Source organism: Aminobacterium thunnarium, from assembly GCF_055390565.1.
Genome location: NZ_AP042412.1, coordinates 347,552 through 364,145, shown reverse-complemented (window position 1 = coordinate 364,145; position 16,594 = coordinate 347,552). Strand labels below are relative to the sequence as shown.

The 16,594-nt window shown below is 40.8% G+C and carries 19 protein-coding genes and 1 tRNA gene; 4 read left to right on the top strand and 16 right to left on the bottom strand.

All coding sequences use genetic code 11. The features are described from left to right. Positions 1-10: 10 nt before the first annotated feature. The 8 genes from ACZ5GY_RS01730 to ACZ5GY_RS01695 all read right to left on the bottom strand — a co-directional run bounded on the left by ACZ5GY_RS01730 (position 11) and on the right by ACZ5GY_RS01695 (position 8,358). Positions 11-1,222 carry an aminotransferase-like domain-containing protein gene (locus tag ACZ5GY_RS01730; RefSeq protein WP_464111935.1) on the bottom strand — a complete coding sequence of 404 codons (1,212 nt, stop codon included), beginning with the start codon at positions 1,220-1,222 and terminating at the stop codon, positions 11-13. Between the two features lie 37 nt (positions 1,223-1,259). Beyond that, a complete protein-coding gene (locus ACZ5GY_RS01725; protein ID WP_213690389.1) occupies positions 1,260-2,162 on the bottom strand; it encodes a PhzF family isomerase in 903 nt (300 codons plus the stop codon). 31 nt (positions 2,163-2,193) lie between these two features. Then, on the bottom strand, positions 2,194-2,643 hold the full coding sequence (locus ACZ5GY_RS01720; protein WP_213690390.1) for a hypothetical protein: 450 nt from the start codon (positions 2,641-2,643) through the stop codon (positions 2,194-2,196). A gap of 19 nt (positions 2,644-2,662) precedes the next feature. Next, entirely contained in the window at positions 2,663-3,454 is a 792-nt protein-coding gene (locus ACZ5GY_RS01715; protein ID WP_213690391.1) for a nitrilase-related carbon-nitrogen hydrolase, read from the bottom strand. A 294-nt stretch (positions 3,455-3,748) separates the two neighbouring features. After that, a complete protein-coding gene (locus ACZ5GY_RS01710) occupies positions 3,749-4,543 on the bottom strand; it encodes a mechanosensitive ion channel family protein (RefSeq protein WP_213690392.1) in 795 nt (264 codons plus the stop codon). Between the two features lie 74 nt (positions 4,544-4,617). Continuing rightward, on the bottom strand, positions 4,618-5,421 hold the full coding sequence (locus ACZ5GY_RS01705) for a glycyl-radical enzyme activating protein (RefSeq protein ID WP_213699827.1): 804 nt from the start codon (positions 5,419-5,421) through the stop codon (positions 4,618-4,620). Continuing rightward, positions 5,408-7,780, bottom strand: a complete 2,373-nt coding sequence (locus ACZ5GY_RS01700; RefSeq protein ID WP_464111934.1) for a glycyl radical protein — start codon at positions 7,778-7,780, stop codon at positions 5,408-5,410. Before ACZ5GY_RS01700 ends, ACZ5GY_RS01705 begins: the two co-directional genes overlap by 14 nt. 23 nt (positions 7,781-7,803) lie before the next feature. Then, entirely contained in the window at positions 7,804-8,358 is a 555-nt protein-coding gene (locus ACZ5GY_RS01695; RefSeq protein WP_213699825.1) for a helix-turn-helix domain-containing protein, read from the bottom strand. 140 nt (positions 8,359-8,498) lie between these two features. Here ACZ5GY_RS01695 and ACZ5GY_RS01690 point away from each other — a divergent pair, with 140 nt between their 5' ends. Both ACZ5GY_RS01690 and ACZ5GY_RS01685 read left to right on the top strand, forming a co-directional pair. Then, positions 8,499-8,708, top strand: a complete 210-nt coding sequence (locus ACZ5GY_RS01690; protein ID WP_464111933.1) for a hypothetical protein — start codon at positions 8,499-8,501, stop codon at positions 8,706-8,708. Beyond that, positions 8,659-8,802, top strand: a complete 144-nt coding sequence (locus tag ACZ5GY_RS01685) for a peptide-methionine (R)-S-oxide reductase (protein ID WP_464112102.1) — start codon at positions 8,659-8,661, stop codon at positions 8,800-8,802. Before ACZ5GY_RS01690 ends, ACZ5GY_RS01685 begins: the two co-directional genes overlap by 50 nt. A 4-nt stretch (positions 8,803-8,806) precedes the next feature. Here ACZ5GY_RS01685 and ACZ5GY_RS01680 read toward each other — a convergent pair whose 3' ends face one another. The 5 genes from ACZ5GY_RS01680 to ACZ5GY_RS01660 all read right to left on the bottom strand — a co-directional run bounded on the left by ACZ5GY_RS01680 (position 8,807) and on the right by ACZ5GY_RS01660 (position 11,359). Further along, positions 8,807-9,028 carry a YdbC family protein gene (locus tag ACZ5GY_RS01680; RefSeq protein WP_213690255.1) on the bottom strand — a complete coding sequence of 74 codons (222 nt, stop codon included), beginning with the start codon at positions 9,026-9,028 and terminating at the stop codon, positions 8,807-8,809. A 53-nt stretch (positions 9,029-9,081) separates the two neighbouring features. Then, positions 9,082-9,435, bottom strand: a complete 354-nt coding sequence (locus ACZ5GY_RS01675) for a type II toxin-antitoxin system PemK/MazF family toxin (protein ID WP_213690254.1) — start codon at positions 9,433-9,435, stop codon at positions 9,082-9,084. Next, positions 9,429-9,704, bottom strand: coding sequence for an AbrB/MazE/SpoVT family DNA-binding domain-containing protein (locus tag ACZ5GY_RS01670; protein ID WP_213690253.1), 276 nt, complete (start codon positions 9,702-9,704; stop codon positions 9,429-9,431). The genes ACZ5GY_RS01675 and ACZ5GY_RS01670 overlap by 7 nt, the downstream gene beginning before the upstream one ends. Before the next feature lie 218 nt (positions 9,705-9,922). Next, a tRNA-Leu gene (locus tag ACZ5GY_RS01665) sits at positions 9,923-10,008 on the bottom strand. Positions 10,009-10,069: 61 nt separating this feature from the next. Beyond that, positions 10,070-11,359 carry a lipopolysaccharide biosynthesis protein gene (locus ACZ5GY_RS01660; RefSeq protein WP_464111932.1) on the bottom strand — a complete coding sequence of 430 codons (1,290 nt, stop codon included), beginning with the start codon at positions 11,357-11,359 and terminating at the stop codon, positions 10,070-10,072. Positions 11,360-11,522: 163 nt separating this feature from the next. On the opposite strand from ACZ5GY_RS01660, the gene ACZ5GY_RS01655 reads away from it, so the two are divergent. Then, positions 11,523-12,056 carry a cob(I)yrinic acid a,c-diamide adenosyltransferase gene (locus ACZ5GY_RS01655; RefSeq protein WP_464111931.1) on the top strand — a complete coding sequence of 178 codons (534 nt, stop codon included), beginning with the start codon at positions 11,523-11,525 and terminating at the stop codon, positions 12,054-12,056. Between the two features lie 85 nt (positions 12,057-12,141). Next, positions 12,142-12,828 (top strand): GntR family transcriptional regulator, encoded by a 687-nt coding sequence (locus ACZ5GY_RS01650; RefSeq protein ID WP_213690250.1) that lies wholly within the window; start codon positions 12,142-12,144, stop codon positions 12,826-12,828. A 47-nt stretch (positions 12,829-12,875) separates the two neighbouring features. On the opposite strand, the gene ACZ5GY_RS01645 is transcribed toward ACZ5GY_RS01650, so the two are convergent. The 3 genes from ACZ5GY_RS01645 to ACZ5GY_RS01635 all read right to left on the bottom strand — a co-directional run bounded on the left by ACZ5GY_RS01645 (position 12,876) and on the right by ACZ5GY_RS01635 (position 16,594). Further along, entirely contained in the window at positions 12,876-14,156 is a 1,281-nt protein-coding gene (locus tag ACZ5GY_RS01645) for a replication-associated recombination protein A (RefSeq protein ID WP_213690249.1), read from the bottom strand. Beyond that, positions 14,153-15,130 (bottom strand): HAD family hydrolase, encoded by a 978-nt coding sequence (locus ACZ5GY_RS01640; RefSeq protein WP_213690248.1) that lies wholly within the window; start codon positions 15,128-15,130, stop codon positions 14,153-14,155. Before ACZ5GY_RS01640 ends, ACZ5GY_RS01645 begins: the two co-directional genes overlap by 4 nt. A gap of 300 nt (positions 15,131-15,430) precedes the next feature. Continuing rightward, positions 15,431-16,594 (bottom strand): M20 metallopeptidase family protein, encoded by a 1,164-nt coding sequence (locus ACZ5GY_RS01635; protein WP_464111930.1) that lies wholly within the window; start codon positions 16,592-16,594, stop codon positions 15,431-15,433.

Below are 16,594 nucleotides of genomic sequence, written 5' to 3'. Positions count from 1 at the left end.
TAATTCCATGCTATTCTTTCAACTTTGAAGAGATCAAGTCGCCCAAATTCTTAGCCCCTATTTTAATTTTCTCTGGAGCAACTGCGCCAAAACTCAGTCTCATGCAATTATTTCCCTTACCGCCACCTTCGACGAAAAAGCCTTCTCCCGCCACATAAGCCACTTTTACATTGGGATTTGATGTCGCTTCCACTAGAAGATCTGTTGTATTGATTCCTCCCGGCAGCTCCGCCCATGTAAAGAGACCGCCATCAGGGAAGGTTCTCTTGGTTCCTTTCGGGAAAAATGCATCGATACACTCAATCATTGTGTCTCTTCTCTCTCTATACAGGTCACAAATCATTTTATGGTGAGCTGGATAATAGCCTCGTTTAAAAAACTCCGCACAAATAACCTGAGGCAACATAGAGGTATGAGAGTTTGTAGCCGTCTTGGCATCGAATAATTTTGTTGTCACTTCGTCGCTGGCAAACACATATCCAAGTCTGCTGCCTGGTGAAAATATTTTCGAAAAACTATTTGCAAGAACAGTATGCCCCGTCTCGTCGAATGCCTTAATAGGCTTCAAATCAACGCCACTATAACGTATATCTCGATAAGGATCGTCTTCGAGAATAATAACGTCATATTTGCTTCCCAACTCCGCCACTCTCTTTCGTCTCTCAAGGGAAAGGGTTCTTCCTGAAGGATTCTGAAAAGTCGGAATCACGTAAACCATCTTGGGTTTGTATTTCATAATTTTGGCTTCGAGATCTTCAGGGATCATTCCATCATTATCCATATCTACGCCAATACATTTAGCCTGGAACATCTCAAATATTTCCACACAATGCACAAAGGTGGGGGATTCTACCAATATCACGTCTCCCGGATCGATAAAAAGCTGACAGAGAAGGTTCATACCTTCTAAACCACCACTTGTGATTAATATATTGTCAGCCTTCGCTTTTACCCCTTTAGGAGCCAACAGCTCACTCACAATAACTTCCCTAAGGTCGAGCAATCCCATAACATTGCCGTATTGGAGGGCTTCTACCCCTCTTTTATCAGTTCGCATAACTTCGTTGGTAATTTCTCGAACGATATCAATTGGAAGAGCCTCTTTTGCTGGAGCGCCACCTCCGAAGGAGATAAGATCTGGATCGTTCATTGCACCGAAGAGGTTTCGAATAATCTTGGCGGACTTTTCCATAGTCTTCATTCGTTCGGCAAATCGTGACATGGTTATAGCACACCCCCTATTTGTTATACAGATTTCCTCACAATAAAATTTCTGATTGGAACACAATAACTGCATTCCCCGAAATTTTAACTTCGTCAGGTTCTCCATTATTTATATCTACTTGAACGTCTATAACTCCAGGTCGATGAATTGCTTCTCCTTGCATTGCTCTAAAAAAGAATCGTGAGCTTGTGCAGTCAACTTTTTTGTAATGAACCAGATAAGCCCCTAAAGGCCCGTTGGCATTACCAGTAACAGGATCTTCGGAAATACCTATTGCAGGTGCAAACATCCTTCCGTGAACTAAAATATCGCTCTCATGATCTATCGTAAAGACATAAAATCCATTGCATTGAATTTTTCCGCTAATTTCTGCCAAAAAGGAAAGATCAGGCTGAATACAGTCTAGTGTTTCTTTATCTTTTATGCCAATCATAACTTTTGAGTGGCCAGTAGAAACAATTTGGACTGGATAATTTTCAAGCAAATCTCCATAGCTTATATTCAAAGCAGATAGTATTTTGTCCAAAATTTCGCCAGTTAAAGTATCCCCAAACTCAATTTGGCCTTGAGTCATTACTATTCGGTAGTCATCTTTTTCTTTAATAATATCAACAGGCAAAATTCCCGCACCGGTTTTTTGGTAAATCCTCACTGTTCCCATAGAGTTTTCAACAGCACGTGCGTAATGCGCTGCAATTGTTGCGTGGCCACAGATTGGAACTTCTTTTGTTGGTGTAAAAAAACGGACTTCTACGTCATACACATCTTCCAAAGATGGAAAAATAAAAGCTGTCTCCGAATTATTAAGTTCTCTGGCAATTTTCTGCATTTCCATTTCTGTGAGTCTGTCAGCGTTTGTAATCACTCCTGCCGGATTTCCAGAGAATTTCTCTTTCGTAAAGGAATCAATTTGATAACAACGGTATTCTCTTGTCATATGTTTTGTCCCCTATTCATTATAAAAGTGATTACTCTTTGCAGAAAACATTATCGGCTTTTAGAATTACAGACCATGAGGATATTCTTTTCTCGCCATCAAAGCAAATTCCAATAGCTTTATAGGTTTTTTCATTAAGAAGTGTAAGGACTTCGAAGCCTGAATATTTTTCGTCTTCTGATACAAAATCAGAAATTATTGCATCATCAATAAAAGAGAATTTGCCACATAACTTGCCGAGACCGGGGTTAAAAGACGTCCATTTCAAAATACAGTTATCATCGGTTGGTTCCACTTCATAATCGTTATAGAACTTAATGGGGGTATCGAGTAAAACTTCCATAAAACCAGATATTGACCAACGTTCTTTGTCGCGTTTTACTTTGCTCTGGCCATTAACTTTATACTCTTTCCCATGTTCATCAAAATAGATGCCAGATGCAATCCAATTCATTGTTTCCAAGAGCATTAAATGGCGCATCTTCCCCCCTCCTCACCTGTTAGTTCACTCTATATATCATCGGTTGGCGATCACAAAACATGTTAGTTGAGTTATTAATATCGCTAATCATGGCAAGATCTATATCAGTTGTAAGTGTATTCTCTACCAATCCAGTACGCCCGAGAATCTCACCCCGAGGACCTGTTAGTGATGAATTCCCTCCATATTTCACTTTAGCCGCAGTGCCACATGAATTCGTAAAAACGAAGAAAGACTGATTTTCAATAGCCCTTGCCTCTACAAGCACATTTATATGCGTAATATCAGTCATTGGCCATTGAGCAACGGCAAATAATACATCTGCTCCTTGGAGTGCCAAAGTTCTTGTCAGCTCTGGGAAATACACATCATATCCAATAACAACTCCGCACGTCACATCATCAAGTTTAAAAATAGTTGAGTGATTTCCTTGAGAAAAATAGTCATTTTCGCCTATGGAAGAAAACAGATGAGCTTTATCATATTCAGCAATGCATATACCCGCTCTATTAAAGACAAGCGATGTATTGAAAATTTGATTTTCACGTCTGTTGCCAACTGAACCAGCAACAATGTTGATATTTAACTCTCTAGCTAATGAGCCTAATTCACGCTTAGTACGTTCACCTTCATTATCGCAGAGAACGTCTAGATTTTCCTTAGGGAAAAAACCGATGTTCCACATCTCAGGCAAAACTATTACATCTGGCTTTTCATTTTCAACTGTTTTTCTTATCAACTTTTGCACACGAGAAAAGTTATGATCAACATCAGCCAGCTTCGTCTTCATTTGAATACTACTAATACGCACGATAAACCTCCTTTACAAAAAAAGAAAAGCGGCGTCAGAAAACGCCTTAAAAAACATGACAAATAAGAAGTAATTGATTCTGGGGAAAACAAATCTATGGCCATATTCACAAGATTACTGGGTTGGTCGTGATCTAGTTTTCGAGGATTATTTACAACAATGCACTTTATTGTATATACAATTATAACATAAGGATACTATTTTTGCAAATTAAGAAAATTAAAGGGCGGGCCTCCCCTAATAACAAGTAAGAGAGACGACCCGCTCTTATAAATTACATATTTATAGAAAAAGTTACTGTTGCTTCAAATGCACGTCCATCTGAGGATACGGTATCGATATGCCTTCTTCATCAAAACGCTTTTTCACTGTTTCAACTACATCAAAATATACTGTCCAATAATCTTGTGCCTTCACCCAAACTCGAACGGCAAAAACAATGGCACTATCCCCGTGCTCAGACATTCTGACAAAGGGCTCTGGGTCATTTAATACTAATGGGTGGCTTCCTACCACTGCCTTTAAAACTTCTTTAACCATACTGGTATCCGATTCATACCCAACACCAAACTTGAAATCTACACGGCGAGTATCCTTAATGGAATAATTTACAATACTGGAATTTGAAAGACTCCCGTTAGGAATAAATATTACTTTATTATCAACGGAAACAAGTTCTGTATAGAGAATTTGTATAGCCTGAACAGTTCCACTAAATCCGCTTGCTTCTATATAGTCCCCTACCTTAAAGGGCCTCAAAGCTAGGAGTAAAACTCCACCTGCAAAATTAGATAGAGACCCCTTGAAGGCCAATCCAACGGCAAAACCTGCTGCCGCTATGACTGCCACAAAAGATGTTGTATCTATTCCCAGAATACTAATTACCGATATAACCAAAAGAACTTTTAATAAAGCGTTGATGAGAGAAACAACAAATGGCTTCAACGTTTTGTCAAAGGATGACTTTTCAACAAACTTTTCTGCACCTTTGGTAATCCATTGAATAACTTTTAATCCTACTAATACTGTCAAAAGAGCTAATATGATATTTTTAATAATTGGCATAACCAAATAAATGATATTGTTCATGAGACATTCTCCTTTCTCCTTTCTCCTTGGCTATGGCATAACATGCATACCATGAAAAATACTATATTCTTAGCCTATCTATAGTGAACAACAGCCACTCCTTCATCAGTGATAATCTCTTCAAGCTTTTTTACATGTTCTTTCAACGGGGTTTCAAAGTCATGCCGATACTTTTCAAGGCCAAGAAGTCCGTATTTGAATGCGCCGAAATTATGATAGGGCAACAGCTCCATTATCTTCCATCTCATATGGCGCGAAACAAATCGAGCAGTATTTCTAATATTTTCTTCGCTATCATTAAAATGCATTATGAGCGGAACACGAATCACTGTCTTTATTCCAGTTGCACCTATACACTTAAGATTATCAAGAATTATTTTATTCTCCACACCTGTCAGCCTCTTATGATGAATACTCTCCATATGCTTAATATCGGCAAAGACAAAATCGAGTTTTTCAATAATATCTGATACATCCTGCCAATTGAAAAAACACGACGTTTCTACCGCCTGAGAAAATCCGGAGGAAGAACACTCTCTTACAAGTTGCCGTAAATTTTCGGGGTAAAAAAAGGGTTCCCCTCCCGACCATGTGACTCCCCCTTCAGAGTGACGGTAAAAAAGAGAATATCGTTCAAGTTCCCTTACAATTTCATCTACAGACATAAAACGGCCCATAACTTCACATTTACCCGAAGACAAGATAACTTCTTTGGGAAATGGCGTCCATGTTTCAGGATTACAGCACCAATGACAGCGGAGAGGACACCCGCTCAAAAAAACTGTTGAACGGATTCCCTCTCCATCATTGACAGAAAAATGCTGAATTTGAGAGACACAAATTTTTCTATCTGCCATATCTAACTTAGAAAGATCCATGTTCCGTTCGAGCTATAATAGCATCTTGCATCTCCCGAGAAAGATTGACAAACTGGGTGCTATATCCAGCCACTCTTACTAGCAGATCGCGATATTGCTCTGGTTTTGCCTGAGCCTTTCTTAATTCCTCTGTAGAAATTGTGTTAAATTGAACATGAAAAGCCCCTAAGGAAAAATACGCCTGAATCATGGCACCCAAATTACGAAGCCCTCTATCGGAACTAACCAATTCTTTATTCAATCTCAAGTTAAGAAGAGTACCTCCAGCATGAACATCATGATTCACCTTCGCCGCTGAACGCATCACTGCAAGAGGAGCCGTTACATCGCTTCCCGCAAAGGGAGAAACACCTTCTGTAAGAGGTTCTTTCGCTCTTCTGCCACATGGAAGAGCTCCCACAATTTTCCCTGTGGGGACATAGTTGGAAATACCCATAAAAGCCGAATTAAAGGGGGACCCCAATATATCTTTATGTCTACGGGTTTCACGATAATAAAAATCAGAAATCTCTGTCACAAGCGAATCTACATAGTCGTCATCGTTTCCATATTTAGGAACGTGAAGTGCTTTCTCTCGCAAGTTTTCGTACCCTTCCCAATTACTATTTAAAGCAGAAGAGATCTCTTCCATAGTAGTTTTATGGTCATCAAAAACCAGCTTTTTTATTGCAGCAAGAGAGTTCGCAACAACACCTAGGCCAATTCCCGTAAGAACAGGACCTATATTATATTTAGCTCCTCCTTTGCTAAGATCTGTCCCCTTGTCGAGACACCCATCTACACAAATTGAGAGGAAGGGACGAGGAACCATCTCCATATGAATTTTCTGGGCTGTAACTGTTCCAATTACGGAATGGTCGACCAAATAGGAAAGTTGTCGCATAAAAGCCTCTTTAACCTCACAAAAATCTTTAAACTCTCTGACAGGTTTTTCAGAAAGACCTAAAGGTTCTCCTGTGAGGCGACTCTTTCCCTCATTTAGCGCATATTCTAAGGCCGCTCCAAAATTTACATTAACAGCAGAGGTCCATTCTCCAGTTTTTCTAAAATGAGGAACGACACAGCCACAATTGCTCCAATCTCGTGCATCTTCAGGATCGTATCCAGCTTGCAAAAGCATGTCGGCTCCTGCTCTGTCGTTATGAATAGCGGGGAAACCTAATCCTTTACTTACAAGCTTTGCTACTGCCATTACAAACTTATGTGGAGAATCTGGATGTATTCTTACACTCAAACCTGGTTGGTGCGTTTTTACACTGGCTGTAGCTTCTAGACAAATATAAGAGAGATCATTTGTTCCGTCACTTCCGTCTCTTTTACGTCCTCCTACTGTCAAATTTTGAAACTGATTGTACCCTGCAAAATAATTAGCCGTATTAGAAGAAATTGTCCACACCCATTCAGAAAGCTTGAGCCAGAGACATTCAATTAATTCTTGTGCTTTTTCTCTATTCAACTGGCCTTTTTCTACATCAGATTTATAAAAAGGGTACATGTATTGATCAAAACGCCCTAGATTTAGGGCCAGAGGATTTTCAGAAATAATACCGCCGAGTTGCACAAACCATACGAACTGACAAGCCTCGCGAAATGTTCGAGGTGGTTCTGCTGGAACACGCTTGCACACATCAGAAATGGCAAGAAGTTCGACCTTTCTTATTTCATCTTCTTCTGAAAGAGCCATTGTTCTAGCCATCTCACTATATCGTTCAGCCAGGCGCATAATGCCATTACAGGCAATAATCACAGAGTTATAAAAATCAATTTTTTCTATATTTGAAAAAGAATCGGCTTTAAGCAACGACAGCTTTCTTTCTGCATCATCACGTATTTTTCTATATCCCCGAGGGAAAAGTACATCCTGATAATCAGGAGTGACTTCTCCCACAGCTTGACGCCATTTTGAGTCGTTGTCGAGAATACCTGTATCAACAAGAATTTTGGCCGTATCTTTTGGAACCCGCGTAAGAAAAGTTTCTTCCAGAGAGTTTCCCTTCCAATATGGCCATATATTTTTTCGTAAAAAGTTCCTCTGCTCTTCTGTAATGACATAAGGATCCTGAGGCCGCTTATCAAAGGAATCCATCTCCCTATCAACCCACATCCACGAAAACTCTGGAGTCAAAATAGCTGTTCGTCGGAACTCACCTGGGGTTCCTACAAGGAGTTCTTCAGGAAAAATAAGAGCTGGGAGTTTTTCACACGCTTCAGCAAAAGCTTTTGCCCTTCGCACTGCTATTGGTTCTCCCGCTGTTTTCTTATGGGAGTTTGTCCATATCTCAGCTCGTAAACAACTAATAGATGGTTTGCTATTAATATATTCCTTTCGAATTTTCTCAGTCCTTTGGCTAATACTCATTATTATCACTCCTTACAACCACACTATTCTGGGTAAAACATAATAACGCAAAGTCGCGTTATGCCATTTCCGGAATTATGGTAGGAATGGGGGCGATCAGAACGAAATTTAATCGATTCACCTGCTTTCAGCGAGTGCTCTTCCGTCCCAGAAGTTACAGTCAACTCACCTTCAAAAACTAAAACGTATTCAACAGTCCTTGGATTGTGAGGCTCAGAAGAAGAATAAGCTCCCTTATCTAACTCAATAGATAGAATTTCAGATCGGGTTTCTCCATCAAAAGGGAAGACAGGATAGACGCGAAAAAGTCCGTTATCTCCGACAATAGGCGAGATATGTTTTTTTGAAATTATTACCGTATCAGAGCGGGGAGATTCAGTGAGATCGACGAGAGAAACCCTAAGCCCATTCGCTATTTTCCATACAGTCTGGAGGGTAGGGTTTGATTCGCCCCTCTCTATCTGCCCCAACATGCTTTTGCTGACACCTGTCATTTCTGAAACCTTATCGAGACTAAGCTTTCTTTCTTCTCGAATACATCGAAGATTAGCAGCTAAAACTAATTTCATATCTTCCATAGACATCATCCCCTACGCTAAAACGCTTATTTTGTGCGTTATAAAGGTCAAAAAAACCGTAGCACTTAAGCTATTTTGCGTCAATAAGGTATCTATAATTAAGAGGATATAGCATGTTGATGAAGAAGGAGGGTGTTACTATGAAATGCACATTACTTTTGTTGTTCACTGAATCAATTATATTTTTCATGGCAACACGTACGTATGCCGCATCTATAAAAAGGGTATTTATGTTTGCGTTTGCTGTGGTGCCAAGCTTCTGGGCAACCGTAAAAGATGCTCCTATAACAGCAAGGCAAGATCTCTTTTTGGGAATGGAACGAACAGAAGTGCTTTGCGCCCGGTTTTGACGCTCACTTAGAGCATCTCTTTCCAGATGGGCCTGAACCAACTGGAATACGATATTGCATAAACTCAGCTGCTTTGAAATTTATTCCCCGCTAAACAGCTAAAGTTCAAGAGTATTCAATATATCACGTAGTTTCTTTATTTCTTCGCATGTCAGTGTTATGCCTTTGCTCATTTTTGTATGCGTTGGATCCCAATCTCTAAGGTCGTATTTAGGTTCTCTATCATTCCAACTAACAAGATTTAATTCTTTTTGCCATCCTTTCGACGACTCAGCAAGGACACCGTAACTCTCTTTGATTTCATACTTAATATCTGTCATTTTAACTCTCCTTAGTTTTTTCATATGGATGATATAAAAAAAGGAAAGATAATCTACATATCAAGCAACGTAACAATTTTCGCCAAAACCTCATCAACGAAAATCGAATCTGCACACTCACAGTATGAGGCATTGCGAGCTCTCCAGTCAATACTACGTAATGCGTCTGCAAGTACCACGCCATCTGTTTTCATTTTGAGCTCGTCTATCTTTACTTCAAAAGGATACCCCTTTTCTTGCTTTGTAAAAGGAACAATAAGACATAAGCCTGAACGGATGTTGTATTCAAATGGCGATAAGACAAGAACTGGCCGTTTTTGTCCCCCTTGTTCATGCCCTTTAACCGGTTTGAGATCGACAAGTATAACATGCCCACGATCAGGAAAACGCCGCTTCTCTTCTACCATCGTTCTGCTCCTTCGTCACTTCCCCAATCTATTTCTTCATGCTTATTCTCGTCTGTTATCTTTGACACAAGTTCTTCTAAAGAATATTTACGAATTGGGCAAAAAACAATACAATTACCTTCTATCCTAATTTTTAGAGAATGACCTGCCGCAAGTCCTAGTGCCTTCACGACATGTTTAGGAATCCTTACGCCGATACTATTGCCCCATTTCGCCAATCGTACAACTGGATCTGATAATTTTGTCTTATAAGTAGAAGCTGACAACATGTTCTTGCCTCCTTTGCTCGCAAATGATATACATAGTATATCATTTATCCCTTTAAAAAACTTCTACTGTTTTAGCCACAATTCGTATGCAACTTCTAATCCATCTGTCCAAGCTTTTTATCAGTGTCTTTGCGTCTGCCATTTTTCTGTAGCCAGCTATAATTAAAAAAGGACTTCAAACACATAAAAGCGTTGAAGTCCTTTACTCTTTCTTATTATGGTGCCGGAGGGGAGACTCGAACTCCCACAGGGTCGCCCCCGGCGGATTTTGAATCCGCTGCGTCTACCATTCCGCCACTCCGGCAACGCCAATATTTCTACCACATATAAAGCATGATGTCTAGTGCGAAGTTGAAGTTTCAAGCTTAAAACATCGATTTAACGGTGTTTCCGCTTAAATGTATTATCCAACATAGAAGAAAGAGCCATAATACAAGCCCTACCACTCCAAAGATAGCAATTGACCACACGGCACCTCCGCAAAAAACTCCTAAGTAAAGCGCCCCAATACGAGAGACCAAAATCACAGCCTGAAAAATTGTATTTTGACGCTGTCTTTCAAGAATATAAAGAATGCTATAAAGAGGAGCTGTACAAAAAACGATAAAGAACCATGGTGCTATCCATTGCGTGTAAACTCCCGCCATATACCAACGTTCCCCGAAGAGAAAAGAAAAAATCTGTGGCCCTAAAAGCGTAAGAAGAAAGAAGGGCACAAAACCTATACAAAAAAGCCTTCTAAAGGTAGATCGAGTGAGTTCGGCGAGTGTTCCATTATGTACCGCCCGGCTTGCCTGTTGAAAAAACACTTGTCTTACGGCCATTCCAATAAAAAACATGGGAAGGTTGATCATTTGAAACGAGAGAGCAAAATAGCCTGTAACCTGTGCATCATAGACAGAAGTCAAAATAAGCGGAGTAAGCTGGCTGCTAAGGGTATTCATAAGATCTGACCACGTATTATAAAGAGGAAACCGCCGATAGGTTGCAGCAACGTAACGTAAACGTTCTGGTGAAGCAGCTTTAAGTTGACGCCACGAAAAGGTCTTAATTAAAAGATAGATTACGCCCATTCCTTGACTGATCATATATCCAGCTATAAGACCCAAGGGGCGCAAAAAAGCCAATCCCATACCTAAAGTCACAAAACTACTCATAATCCCTTGAATAACCTTCGAAAGAGCTAGTTCGCTAAATCTCTTTTCCCGAGTGCACCAGCTCGTAATAATTTTATACATACCTGCCCATAAAATGCCTATAGGGAAAAGCCAAAAACTTATACCTCCCGTTGGCTGGATACCTTTAAAAAATGGGCGTGACACAACAAAAAGGAAACTGAAAAGGGCTACTAAGACTACCTCTATAATAATACTGAGGATAAAAAGGGCCGTTCCATCTCCTTCTCTGGAAGGGATTGGTATTGCCTGATGGTAGGCCAAACCTGAAAGACTTACTCCTGTTAAGAGTATGGACGAATAAAGGGCTAACATCCCATAGTCTGCTGGAGAATACAATCGAGAGGCGAAGGGCATAGTCGCAAGTAACGCTATTTGCCCTATTGAATTACCAAGGGTAAGAATCCACATATCCCTGGTAGAAGAAGACTGAGAAACAGTTTCAAGAAAAGGAAGCAATCTACGGCGCAACCCAGACATATATGTTATCTCCTACAGTTATTTTTTAAGACTACCGCGCTATAGATTAACAGAAATTATGGGTTACGTCTCCAATTTTATGGAGATTTAATAGTTACATCTTTCCCGATGTTGTGTATAATGTGCCCAAGGAGCGAATTCTTTACAGAGGGGGGGAACAAGGTTGGCCAAAACGTGGATTACAACTAAAGGGGGCGATTTTGGCGAAACTAGCCTTGGTAATGGAGAACGTGTTCCTAAAGATCATTTACGCGTAGAAGTTTACGGAACTATTGATGAATGTCAGGCCCATGTTGGGATGGCCCGGGCATTCTGTGAGAATGAAGAAATTTGCGAAACTCTTTGCTGGCTTGAGCAACAAATGGGAATTTTAATGGGGCATTTAGCACTTTTCCCCGGGTTACCATGCCCGAACATTTCAGATCTCGAAGCTATTGTTGATAAAGTTGGAAAGATAACAGGTGAAACTTTCCGTTTTATTAGACCCGGCGACTCAAAGGCAGGGGCCGCATTGCACGTCGCACGAACCGTAGCTCGAAGGGCTGAACGTTTAGCCGTAAAACTTTTCCGCACTAAAGAATTACAAGAAGATAGTTATTCATACATTAATAGGCTTTCAGATGTTATTTACGCCCTATCACTGTGGTACGACTATGTAACTCGTCAAGAAGAACAAGAGGCTAATAGTTGCCAATAAACAGAATAGAACGAATAGACTAATAAGAATGCTTCCATGGTGTATAATGGGTGCAAAGTGCTAGGTTTTGAGGAGGACTGTGACTATGGACCACAAACCACTGACCCCTGCAACTAACCAAGGGTTAAGACAGATTGTTTATGAAAGATTAAAAGATGCAATAGTAAGCGGAATTTTTAAACCTGGCTCAAAACTCTCCGAAATTGAGTTAGCTGAGCAATTAGCTGTTTCAAGAACTCCCGTACGAGAGGCTATACGGCAGTTGAGTCAAACTGGACTTATCACTTTAACTCCTCGGAGAGGTGCTTTCGTAACCCTTCCTTCTTTAAAAGATGCAGCAGACCTTTATGAATTACGTCAAGCATTAGAAGTAATAGCGATAGAAAATGTTTGCGAAAATCCGCCGATAAAGGAGTTACAACTTTTTCGCGAGGTTTTCTCAGAGATGTCAAGCAAGACACCACATGAGGAATATTTGTCAGAAGACCGCCGCTTTCATTGTTTTCTTTATGAGTGTAGCGGGAACAAATATTTACATCGAACTCTTAATAATATCGTCGATCTTATTAACCTCTGCCGTCCTTATTCAATGCAGTCAGAACCAACTGCATTGAGTGTGTTTTTGAAAGGGCACCTTTCAATTATCGATGCAGTTCTTGCTGGAGATTGCGACAAAGCAAAGGCTGAGATGAGTGAGCATATAGAAGATACGAAGAAGAGTCTCTTAACCTTCCTAAAATTACATCCCGAAGATTATACTAACGAAGATTAACCGTTAAAAAGGGGTCGCGGCATACTCCATCGCCCTCCGACCTCTTCTTATTTTTCATCATCACTAGAGAAACGTCGCCAGAATTTTTTTAACCGCTCGTGAAAAGCCCGCTCTTTTCCCAAATTGCCTGGGAAATAATAACGTTGAGGCGAAAGAACGTACTGTTGAGGAACCCAATGTCGTGGATCATCGTGAGGATAGATATAGCCCTTTCCACCTGGCTTTAAGCATTCTGGAACCTCTTGCAGGTTCCCTTTCTGTATAGATTGGATAGCATTATTAATTGCCATATATGCACTGTTACTTTTAGGAGATGCCGCCAAATAAATAACAGCTTCTGAGAGAATAATTCGTGCTTCTGGAAGCCCCGTCATATCGGCAGCGTAAGAAGCAGCTGCTGATATTTGCAGTGCATGGGGATCAGCAAGCCCAATATCTTCTGCAGCAAAAATCATGAGGCGGCGACAAATAAAGCGTATATCTTCTCCGCCCTCTAAAAGTCGCGCTAGCCAATAGACTGCTGCATCAGGATCTGAGCCACGTAAACTTTTTATGAGAGCTGAAATAATGGCATAATGATCATCAGCTTTAGGATCAAAACGAATTGACGCCGACGGAACAAGTCTCTCTATGTGTTCCATAGTAATTTCAGAAGCACCAGACGTAGCAGCAGATGAAGCGATAAACTCTAGACGAGTCAAAGCCTGGCGAGCATCACCACCTGCCATTTTAGCCAAAACACGCATCACGTCATCTGATGCGGCAAGTTTAAGAACGCCTAAGCCCCTTTCTTCATCTATAAGTGCACGCTGCAATATAGCAACAAGATTATCTTCCGTTAGAGGCTTAAGCTGAAAAACAATAAGTCGGGATAGAAGGGTTTTATTAATTTCAAACCATGGATTTTCTGTTGTGGTTCCAACAAGAATAATGTCCCCCTTCTCTACTGACGGAAGGAGGGCATTTTGTTGACTTTTATTAAAATGATAAATCTCATCAACAAATGCAATAGCAGCATAACCACTTAGAATTTTGAGATTTTTCGCTTCCTCTACAAGATCACGAAGTTCTGATACTTTCGCTGACACAGCATTGATTTCTAGCAAGCTACGCTCTGTTTCTGTCGCCATGAGACGCACAAGGGTAGTCTTTCCTACTCCAGGAGGCCCGTAAAGCACACAGCTTGGTACCTTGCCACTTTGCAAAATCTGGCGTAACGGTGCCCCTGAAGCAAGAAGGTGTTCCTGCCCTACAAAATCGTCAAGATGTGCAGGACGCATTCTATCTGCTAAGGGACGCTCCCATAAAGAATGAGAGTTTGAACTCATAAGACAATATCCTCCAATTCGCTTTCCATTGAAGCGACATTTCCTGAAAGCTGAATACCGTCGCTTCCTTCATAAACGGTAATAAAAGGGTACCGTCGTCGTACTGTTTCGTGTATTACCGTTACCTGATCAACATCAAGATAGGCAGAAGACAACCCTGGCCAATTCTTCCACTGTTCCACAGAAAGAGCAACATCGGGAGTAACAACAAGCTTTCCAATGCCAAGACGAGCTGCCTCTTCACAAAAACTGCAAATATTAGGAATATCATCTGGAACCTGCAATGAGAGCTGCCACGTCTGGAAAAGCCACTTTTCCCCTTTTTCTTCTACCAATGAGGTATATTCCCATGGAACAAGCGGAGAAGGAGAGCAAAGATCCTTTAAAAAATCGCCCATAGTAGGAAAGACAACATCAGCCCAATGCTGCCATTCAACTCGTGGACGTTCTACCAGAATAGCCCTCATTCCAGCTCTTCTTGCTCCTATGAGGTCATAAACAAAATCTCCCACCATTACGCACTTCTCAGCAGGAACTTTTAGCATATCTGCAGCAAGCCAAAGGGCTTTCGGATCGGGCTTAACAGGTCCATCATCACGACTAAACACTTTGGAGGGAAGTGGAAACTTAATTTTTTCAGCAGCTAAACGTATGGAATCCATACAATTTCGAGAGACAACAACCCATGGGATATCATGATTATTAAGCCAATTCACAAATTCGACAGATTGTTCAACAGGAGTAGCTTGTTCTGCTCCTTCCATCTCAAGAGTATAAATATCATGCCATAACTCTTGTCTTCTATCTTCTGCAAGAGTTTTCATTCCCTCAATTATAGGAACTGACTGTCCATTGAAATATTTCATCCGAATTTGTGAGAAATCAAGGCGAGTATCGGCGAGAACGCCATCCCAATCAAGAATAAAGCCCTCGCTAATTATAGGGTGCCAAAAGGGGGGACAAATAGTCTTCATATAATGAAGCCTCCTGTCAAACACAACAATTTTAAATTAAAAAGGGACGCAAGCTAACCTGCGCCCCTTTACGCCTCCCCGCAATGCCGTGTCATGGTCGTCTTGACCCGGCCCTAGTATGATTAGGTCTGTCGCGCCTTAGCATTGGTGATGGTCACCCATCTCTTCCGCCGGCCCGAACGTCCGACCCTACTGAGATCGAGTGTTGGCTCAAGACTAAGTGCATGATCACGTACATCGCAGGGTCATTTTCATCTTTATTCAACTAAATTATAGCATAAACTTACACCTTATGTACGTCTATTGCCGCTGTAGAAGGTACCCTGCAACAAGCTCTACCCCTTGTTGAATGACTTCTTCCTTTGGCAAAAAATGATCACTGTGCAAAGGATAGTCATTTTCACACCCCATAAAGAAGTATAGAGATGGAACTTCTTGACTATAACGTGAAAAATCTTCTCCTATTAAAGAAGGTTCGTCGAGTTGATGTACTTTCTCATTCCCCAATGACATACGTGCAAAATTTACGAATGATTCTGTTAACTTGAAATCATTTTGAACAACGTCATAGCCTCGATGAATTTCTACATCAGCTCTTCCACAATATGATGCGGCGATACTCTCTGAGAGGGCACAAATTCTCTTGTGAACAAAGTCTCGTACTGGCTCTGAAACGGTGCGAATTGTTCCTTCTAATTTAACGTTATCGCAAATTATATTGTATCTTCCATTAGACGATATTGATCCAATAGAGATAAGAAATACGTCAAATGGGTTGAGTTCCCTTCTAATTTTATGCACAAGGGCGTTAATTATCTCAGAAGCAATTGATATGGAATCTACACCGTTATGTGGTTCTGCAGCATGAGATTTTTTGCCGTGTATCTCCACTACGAACCGATCTGAAGACCCCATAAGAGCTCCTGTTTTGAGTGCTATTTCTCCTACTGGATATGAGGGCCATACGTGGAGTCCGTACATCTCGCAAATGTTATTCCCACGTAAAAAGCCTGTCTCTATTATGGGCAAAGCTCCCCCAATGGGGTTGCACTCCTCTGCAGGTTGAAAAAGCACAATAACGTTGCATTTCAAAGATTCTTTTAACTTTTTAAGAGTTAATGCAACACCTGCTGCTACAGCAGTATGTACATCATGACCACAAGCATGCATCGTGCCCTTGCTTTCGGAAGTAAACAACGCCCCAGTGGCTTCAACAATTGGAAGAGCATCTATATCGGCACGGAAACAGATGGTTTTATTACTTTTTGCGTCTATAAATAGATACCCTCCTGTTAAATCTGCAATAGGATGAAGAGTTAAACCTCGCGACTTAAAGAAAGCTTGAAGCCGTTTGGTCGTCTCTATCTCTTTGCCTCCAAGCTCTGGATAGCGATGAATAAGTCGTCGTAACTCAACAATGTCATTAATGTTCTCTTGTACGATTCGTTTAATACACTCTGTCAT